Origin of the sequence: Nocardia sp. NPDC004860, from assembly GCF_040609015.1 — a bacterium.
Classification (GTDB): Bacteria; Actinomycetota; Actinomycetes; order Mycobacteriales; family Mycobacteriaceae; genus Nocardia.
On record NZ_JBEXJI010000002.1, the window covers coordinates 1 to 6948 of the forward strand.

Consider the following 6948-nt stretch of genomic DNA (forward strand, 5'->3'; position numbering starts at 1 on the left):
TCCGGGTGCCCTCGCCCCCGCCTTCGCCCCCCTCCGCCCCGTCAGCGGCCACTCACCGTCCAAATGAGACGCCCCCCTACGGTCCCCGACCCGTGGGGCCGCTTCACCGTTGTGCCGCAGGCACTATCGGCGCGGCGGTGCCGCGGGCACGGTCACCGCGCCGGGGCTCAGACGGTGACGGGCTTGTAGGTGGAGATGGCCCAGATCACCACGACGTCGAGCGCGATGATGAGCAGCGACCAGGCCGGGTAGTAGGGAATCCAGAGGAAGTTCTCCACGATGGACAGGGCCGCCAGGACCAGGGCGGCGACCCGGCCCCAGGTGGTGCCCCGGAGCAGGCCGATCGCCACGACGATCTCGATGATGCCGAGGACGATGTGGATCCAGCCCCATCCGGTGGTGTTCATCTTGTAGACGTAGTCGTAGCCGACGACCAGCAGATCGTCCGATGCCACCGCGGAAATGCCCTGCAAGATCGACAGCGCGCCGACGACGAGCAGCAGGATGCCCGCCGCGATCGCCGTTCCGGCGGCGAAGCCCTGTTTCAGTGTGGGTTCGGGACCAGTGCTTTGTGCCATTGGCCGAATATGCCACGGGTTTGCTGGCGAATGCGGAAACCGCTGCCGCCGTGTTTCCGTGCCCTGGCCGCCCTGGAATCCGGGCCGGTCAGGGTGTGGTCAGCGCCTGCGAGACCGCGGTGCCGAACGCCAGGTCCGCGGTGGTGTTCACCTTGGTATAGGTGCCGCCGGTGCGCTGGGTGAGGGTCTGCAGGGTCTGGGTGCCGGGGCCGCCGACCACGATGACGTCGATCCGCACCGGATGCGCCGGATCCATCGCGGCGGCGATGCCGGCGAGCAACTGATCGCCGGTGACCGTGGAATCGTCCTCGGGGCCGTCGGTGATCAGCAGGATCGAATTGGTGCGGGCCGCGGCGTAGTTGGCGAGCACGTTCTTGTAGGCGGCCTGCAGCGTGGGATAGGTGCGGTCCGGCTTGGAGGTGCTCGCGGTGACCGTGGTCAGGGCCTGGCTGATGGCGGTGCGCTGATCGTCCGACAGCGGCGCGGTCGGGGTCAGGACCTTGTAGGGGTTGTTCCCGTCGAGGTTCTTCGAGTACTCCCATACGCCCAGGCCGAAGCCCGGCGGCATGACGCCCATCGTGGACTCCAGTGCCGCGGCCGCATTGGCGAGACGGGTGCCGAAGCCCTCGGTGGCGGACATGGAGGAGGAGACGTCGAGCAGCACGGTGGCCTGCACACCGAGCACCGGATGGGCGAGGATCTGGCCCACTTTGTCCAGGACCGCCTTCGCCGGGACCGGGGTGGTGGCCGGGGGTGCGGCGCCGAAACCGTTGTCGGTGAACAGCTTCGACTGGTCGGGGGCGCGCAGGAAATCGGCGAACAGGCCCGCGATCAGATTCTGGGTCTGGTCCACCCAGGAGCCGGTGAGCTGGGCGGCCGGGTAGTCGGCGACCGGGCCAGCGCCATCGGGGCGGAAAGCGGCCAGCCCGTTGCGGGCCCGGATCTGCTGCTCGGTGGCGGCCACCGCGTGCACGGGAGCGGTGGCCGCGTCGGCGGCCCCCGACAGGTCGGTGAGCGCGCCGCTCACGTCCTTGGCGGCGGGTGCGCCCGCGGCCAGGCCGGAGATGGCCGAGACCACCTGACCGGTGGCGACGGCCTTCTCGTCGAGGGGATCGGTGCCGGAGACGCCCGAGCCGACCGCGGCCGCGATGGCCAGCGAGCCGTCCCCGGCGGGCATGGCCAGACGCAGCTTGCCCCAGGTGGGCAGCCCGAGATCGGCGAGCGAACCCTCTTGCAGCCGGGGCAGGTCCGACCAGTGCACCTTGGCGGTCTCGAGGGCGCGGCGCAGGTCGTCGGGAACGGCCAGGGAGATGGGGCTGACCGCGATGGGGGCCGGGGTGCCCGCGATCAGGCCCGGCACGCGCATCTGCTCGACCGAGCGGGAGGATTCCGGAATCCAGAGCGCGGGCTGCGGGCCCAGCGCCGGATCCCACGCCTTGCCGGAGGTGAATGCCGCGACCATGGCGGCCGAGGGCTGTGCGGCCACGGCCACCTCGGCGCAGTGATCGCGTACGTGCGGTTTGGTGGCGTTGAAGCGGTCGGCCGCGGCCTTGACCGGGGTGAGGATGTCGGGATCCACGGTCACGTTCAGGGTGGCGGTGCCCTCCACGCAGGAGGCGGCGGCGCGGCTGTCGCGCTCCTTGGACCGATCCGACAGCCAGGCCCAGCCGACGACGGCCAGCGCTAGCACTGCCACCGCGACCACTGCGATAACCGGTCCCTTGCTGATACCTCGTGACCTGCCCGCGGCGCGATGAGTTCCCACGAGCGACCATCCTATGTTGACGGGTCGGTAGCCACCTGTGCCAGGCGGTTACGCGAAGTCCGACCGGCCTGGACCCGGCGGGGCAGCGACGACAACGACTCCGAGTGACAACGGCGGTGACTCCCAGGGGAGTCACCGCCGAGGTGTCAGTCGCGAATCAGCTTGCCGCGGTCGTACTCGTGACCGCCCCAGACGCCGGACTGGCCGGTGCGGGCCGCGAAGTCGCCGCATTCGCGGCGGATCGGGCAGGCCGCGCAGATGGTGCGGGCGTAGTCGAAGTCCTGCGAGGGGTACGGGAACCACGCCTCGTGGTTCGGGTCACCCTTGCAGGCCGCGCGCTGCCAGTAGTCCTTCGAGTCGGAGATGGGGAGCAGATCCGCCAGGGTCGGCTCCCGAAGTGCAGTGTTCGTCATCGGATCTCGCTCCTCTCATGTCCGATCACGCGGTGCGGGTGTTCTTCGTTCATCGAGGTCGGTCCCGGTCCTGGGATTCAGGACGCCGCCAGTTCCTTCCAGACCTGACGCTGGGCTCGTTCTCTGTCATCGGGGGCCTTGGGCTCCCACAGCAGGCGCATGCCGGCCTCCTCGGGAGTCCGGTCCGCCTTGTACGTATTGCAGGGACCGCACGCGGCGATGAGGTTGGCCCAGGTATTGGGCCCACCCTTCGAGCGCGGGCGGATGTGGTCGACGGTGCGAGCCCAGTCGTTGCAGTACCCGCAGCGGTAGCGGTCGCGACGCAGGACCGCGGCCAGGGTGGCGCGGCTGTCGTCGTCGTGCACGAGGATCCGGTGTTCGAGGTAGATGTAGCGGTGCAGCCGGATGGTCTCCGGCAGCGCCAGCTCCAGGTGCTTCGAGCGGATCGGGAAGTGCGGCCGCCGATCGGTGACGGTCTCGGCGGCGCCGCCGAGCAGCAGCACCACCGCGCGCTCGGCGCGGATCGTGGTCAGCGCCTCGTAGGAGGCGTTGAGCAGCAGCACACCGGCGTGTATCCAGTTGTCGGTGGTTGTCTCCGGGTCGTCGGCGTGACGGAACAGCATGGGGGTCACCATGTTTCGTGAAAGGGATCGAACAGAAGGTTGGGAGTTGCCCGCTTACGCGTGGGCCTGGAGACGGCCGATGTTCCGGTCGTCGCCGCGCAGGCTGCGCTCGGTATGGCGCACGAGTAGGGCGCGCTGTTCGGGCGAACTCGGATACTGTTCGCTGAACCTCGGATTCATTGCCGTCTCCTCCTCTCCTGCTGGTCACGACCGTGACGGTCGGCTGATCATCGGTGAAAAACATGGTGGCACAACGGACCTGCCGTTGTCGGGTGATTTTTTCGCCCCCTGACTCCGGGTGCCCGCGTGGAGCGCGGACCTGGAGCCGTGGAGGTACAACGAAGGCCATCGGCCATTTGTTCCGGGGAGAACCGCAATTCATCGCCGGTTACCCGCCGGGGCTAGCGTGGCTGGTATCGCGACGAGCGTGGCGGGTATTACAGAGGAGCCGGCCCATGGAGATCCGACATCTGGTCTCGTTCATCACCCTCGCCGAGGAGCTGCACTTCGGGCGCGCGGCCCAGCGGCTGCATCTGACGCAGCCCAGCCTGAGCGCGCAGTTGCAGAAGCTGGAGAAGTCGATCGGCGTGACGCTGGTGGCGCGGAACTCCCATGAGGTGCGCCTCACGCCGGCCGGGCGGGAGTTCGAGATACAGGCCCGGCAGATCGTGGCGCAGCTGGATCGGGCGGCGCGGGCGGCGCGGGCCCTGGCGGACGGCCGGGTGGGGACGGTGAATGTCGGCTACAACCTGCCGGCGAGCCGGCATGTGCTGCCGGACACGCTGGTCCGGATGACCGAGCGGTATCCCGATATCGAGGTGTCGCTGTGGGAGAAGCGGACCGGCCCGCAGCTCACCGCGCTCGCGGAGGGCGCGCTGGATGTGGCCATGGTGTACGGCCATCCGAGCACGCCGGAGTTCCGGTACCGGCGGCTGCTGCATCGAGTGCCGCTGGTGGCGGTGGTGGGCAGGCGGCATCGGTGGGCGGACCGGGCGGGGGTGCCGTTCGCGGAATTGCAGGACCAGGAGTGTGTGCTGTTCGCGCGGGAGCAGTGCCCGGCCATGTACGACAACATCTTCCGGGCGGCCGCGCAGTCGCGGATCTCGCTGAATGTCACGCAGTACGCCGATGATCCCGGGGCGACCGCGCACATGGTGTCGGTGCGGCCGCTGGTGGGGTTCGCCTCGCTGCCGCGTGCCATCTCCATGGGGATGGGTGGACCGGGAAGTATGTCGGTTGCGGTGAAAATCGTGGATCCGGTGCCCACACTGGATCTGTACGCGGTCTGGCGCAGTGCGGAGACCAATCCGGCGGTGGCCGCGTTCCTGGAATGTATGGACGGTCCGGAGCCGGCGAGCGCTGCGGACCCGGAGAGCAGTGGGGTGGTCAGTGATGACGATCGACGCCTGGGCACAGCATCCGACGGGTCGCTTTCTCGCGCGTGACATCTTCGACTCGCTGCGGCGGTGGACCGGGGATGTCATCCCGTCGGAGGAGATTCCGCTGAAGGCCACGCTGGCCGCCATGGACGCCGGCGGCGTGGATCGGGCGCTGCTGTCGGCGTGGTGCGCGCCGGAGGGGGTGCTCATCTCGAATGACGAAGTGGCCCAATGGGTTGCGGAGGCGCCCGACCGGCTGATCGGGGTGGCCTCGGTGGATCTGCGGCGGCCGATGGAGTCGGTGCGGGAGCTGCGGCATCGGGTGCGGGAAGAGGGGTTCAAGGGGGTGCGGGTGCTGCCGTGGTTGTGGGAGGTGCCGCCGACCGACGCGCGGTTCTATCCGCTGTACGCGGCGTGCGTGGATCTGGGGATTCCGTTCTGCACGCAGGTCGGGCACACCGGGCCGTTGCGGCCCTCGGACCCGGGGCGGCCGATTCCCTACATCGACCGGATCGCCCTGGATTTCCCGGAGCTGACGATCGTGTGCGGTCATGTCGGTTATCCGTGGACCGAGGAGATGATCGCGGTGGCGCGCAAGCACGAGAACGTGGTGATCGATACCTCGGCGTACACCACGAAGCGGCTGCCGCCGGCGTTGGTCGCGTATCTGAAGACCACGAGTGGCCGGCGGAAGGTGTTGTTCGGCACCAACTATCCGATGATCATGCCGCAGCACGCGCTCGACGGGCTGGAGCAGCTGGGCCTGGACGACGAGACGCGGGAGCTGTACCTGGACGGGAACGCCCGGCGGGTGTTCGGTCTGTGATCATTTGAGTCCCGAACGGACGAAGCCGTTCACGATGTGCCGCTGCAACACCAGGTAGAGCAGCAGTACCGGCAGGCAGACCAACCCGGCACCACTAGCCCTTTCCGGGTGCGAGCGTCTGGAGGCGCCCCTGCACCTCGATGTCTGACTTGTCGTAGAGCCGGGTCGTGGGTGTCGTCTCGACCGCGCTGGCGATGATGGCCGTGTCCAGGACGTCGATCCGGGTGGAACCCGAACCGGCGATGCCGTATTGACGGCCCGCCGGTGACAGGGCGTCGATGCGATAGGCCAGCGCGGGTCCGACCCAGACCGGGATGCCCGCCAGCGCGGAGGCCGCGGTCATGTGGTTGTGCCCGCAGAGGATCATGCGGACGTCGGTGCCGGTGAGCACCTCGGCCAGCCGATCGGCATTGCGCAGCTTGAGGAATTCGGCGGCGGGGACGGCCGAGGGCAGCGGCGGGTGATGCAGCACCAGCAGGCTGCCCAGGGGCGCGGGCTCGCGGAGCTGGGCGGCCAGCCAGTCCAGCTGGTTGTCTTCGAGATGGCCGTGGTGCTGTCCGGGTGTGGTGGAGTCCAGGCCGATGACGCGCAGCCCGGCCACCTCGAGGACCTGGTCGTAGGGTGCGGTGGCCGCCGCCGAACCGGGCTCGTGCCCCAACAGTTCGACCCCGAATGCCGCTCGCTCGTCATGATTTCCCATCACGTAGAGCACCTGCGCGCCGAGCTCGGCCGCGACCGGTTCCACGGCCGCGCGCAGTCGCCGATATGCCTCGGGTGCGCCGGTGTCGGCCAGATCGCCGGACAGGATGAGCGCGTCGATGCGCCGCCCGCCGGTGCGGAGCTTGTCGAGGACGTGCAGCAGGACCGCATGGGTGTCGACCGCGCCCAGGACGCGCTCACCGTTGGGGCGCAGGTGGGTGTCGGTGAGCTGGACCAGGGTCAGGATGTTCGCCGGGTTCATGACGCCGGCAGGAGTGTGGCGCCCTCGGCGCGGGCTGCGGACAGGGTGGCCTGCGGATCCTTGCCCTGGAACACGACCGACTCGACAGCGTCCATCATGCCGTCGCGGATCTGCAGATAGTCGTTGCCGGGTGAGACCCCGGGTTCTCTGGTGGCCGGCTGCGCGACATTCGGGGCCAGCAGCGGGTTCTGCGCGGCCCAGGAGCCGAGAACCGCGGGGTCGGTCATCATCTCGGAGCGCAGTGGCAGGTATCCGATGTTCTGGGAGATCTTCACGTAGGACTCCTCACTGGTGAGATATCTGATCAGCTCCCAGACACGCGCTGCTTGGCCGGGTCGCTGGACAGAATGTGCAGGCCCGCACCGGAATTGGTGAGACGGCCGGTTTGTCGCCGAAGCGGGGC

General features: G+C 68.9%; 9 protein-coding genes and 1 pseudogene. 2 read left to right on the plus strand and 8 right to left on the minus strand.

Annotated features, from left to right (window positions below):
- Positions 1-167 precede the first annotated feature (167 nt).
- The 5 genes from ABZV44_RS03945 to ABZV44_RS03965 form a co-directional block, all read right to left on the minus strand.
- Positions 168-578 (minus strand): hypothetical protein, encoded by a 411-nt coding sequence (locus ABZV44_RS03945; protein WP_354831705.1) that lies wholly within the window; start codon positions 576-578, stop codon positions 168-170.
- Between the two features lie 88 nt (positions 579-666).
- Positions 667-2343: a substrate-binding domain-containing protein gene (locus tag ABZV44_RS03950; RefSeq protein WP_354831707.1), complete on the minus strand. Its 1677-nt coding sequence runs from the start codon at positions 2341-2343 to the stop codon at positions 667-669.
- Between the two features lie 146 nt (positions 2344-2489).
- Positions 2490-2756: a WhiB family transcriptional regulator gene (locus tag ABZV44_RS03955; RefSeq protein ID WP_354831710.1), complete on the minus strand. Its 267-nt coding sequence runs from the start codon at positions 2754-2756 to the stop codon at positions 2490-2492.
- Between the two features lie 77 nt (positions 2757-2833).
- The gene (locus tag ABZV44_RS03960; RefSeq protein WP_354831713.1) at positions 2834-3379 is read right to left on the minus strand and encodes an HNH endonuclease; all 546 of its coding nucleotides are present in this window, start codon (positions 3377-3379) and stop codon (positions 2834-2836) included.
- Positions 3380-3433: 54 nt separating this feature from the next.
- Positions 3434-3559, minus strand: coding sequence for a hypothetical protein (locus tag ABZV44_RS03965; protein WP_354831715.1), 126 nt, complete (start codon positions 3557-3559; stop codon positions 3434-3436).
- A gap of 275 nt (positions 3560-3834) precedes the next feature.
- On the opposite strand from ABZV44_RS03965, the gene ABZV44_RS03970 reads away from it, so the two are divergent.
- Together ABZV44_RS03970 and ABZV44_RS03975 are read left to right on the plus strand one after the other, a co-directional pair.
- The gene (locus ABZV44_RS03970) at positions 3835-4824 is read left to right on the plus strand and encodes a LysR substrate-binding domain-containing protein (RefSeq protein WP_354831718.1); all 990 of its coding nucleotides are present in this window, start codon (positions 3835-3837) and stop codon (positions 4822-4824) included.
- Complete coding sequence (locus tag ABZV44_RS03975; protein ID WP_354831721.1) at positions 4772-5584, plus strand: amidohydrolase family protein; 813 nt, start codon at positions 4772-4774, stop codon at positions 5582-5584. The genes ABZV44_RS03970 and ABZV44_RS03975 overlap by 53 nt, the downstream gene beginning before the upstream one ends.
- Here the strand turns inward: ABZV44_RS03975 and ABZV44_RS03980 are convergent.
- The 3 genes and pseudogenes from ABZV44_RS03980 to ABZV44_RS03990 all read right to left on the minus strand — a co-directional run.
- A pseudogene (locus tag ABZV44_RS03980) lies at positions 5585-5680 on the minus strand (carbohydrate ABC transporter permease); the annotation flags it as partial.
- A complete protein-coding gene (locus ABZV44_RS03985; RefSeq protein WP_354831724.1) occupies positions 5679-6545 on the minus strand; it encodes a metallophosphoesterase in 867 nt (288 codons plus the stop codon). The pseudogene ABZV44_RS03980 and the gene ABZV44_RS03985, both read right to left, overlap by 2 nt.
- Entirely contained in the window at positions 6542-6820 is a 279-nt protein-coding gene (locus tag ABZV44_RS03990; protein WP_354831727.1) for a hypothetical protein, read from the minus strand. Before ABZV44_RS03990 ends, ABZV44_RS03985 begins: the two co-directional genes overlap by 4 nt.
- Positions 6821-6948: the final 128 nt, after the last annotated feature.

Bases quoted from the DNA above. Each gene is read 5' to 3' on its own strand.
- ABZV44_RS03965 (WP_354831715.1), bottom strand. From the start codon at position 3,559: ATGAATCCGAGGTTCAGCGAACAGTATCCGAGTTCGCCCGAACAGCGC.
- ABZV44_RS03955 (WP_354831710.1), bottom strand. From the start codon at position 2,756: ATGACGAACACTGCACTTCGGGAGCCGACCCTGGCGGATCTGCTCCCC.
- ABZV44_RS03945 (WP_354831705.1), bottom strand. From the start codon at position 578: ATGGCACAAAGCACTGGTCCCGAACCCACACTGAAACAGGGCTTCGCC.
- ABZV44_RS03975 (WP_354831721.1), top strand. From the start codon at position 4,772: ATGACGATCGACGCCTGGGCACAGCATCCGACGGGTCGCTTTCTCGCG.
- ABZV44_RS03970 (WP_354831718.1), top strand. From the start codon at position 3,835: ATGGAGATCCGACATCTGGTCTCGTTCATCACCCTCGCCGAGGAGCTG.
- ABZV44_RS03985 (WP_354831724.1), bottom strand. From the start codon at position 6,545: ATGAACCCGGCGAACATCCTGACCCTGGTCCAGCTCACCGACACCCAC.
- ABZV44_RS03960 (WP_354831713.1), bottom strand. From the start codon at position 3,379: ATGCTGTTCCGTCACGCCGACGACCCGGAGACAACCACCGACAACTGG.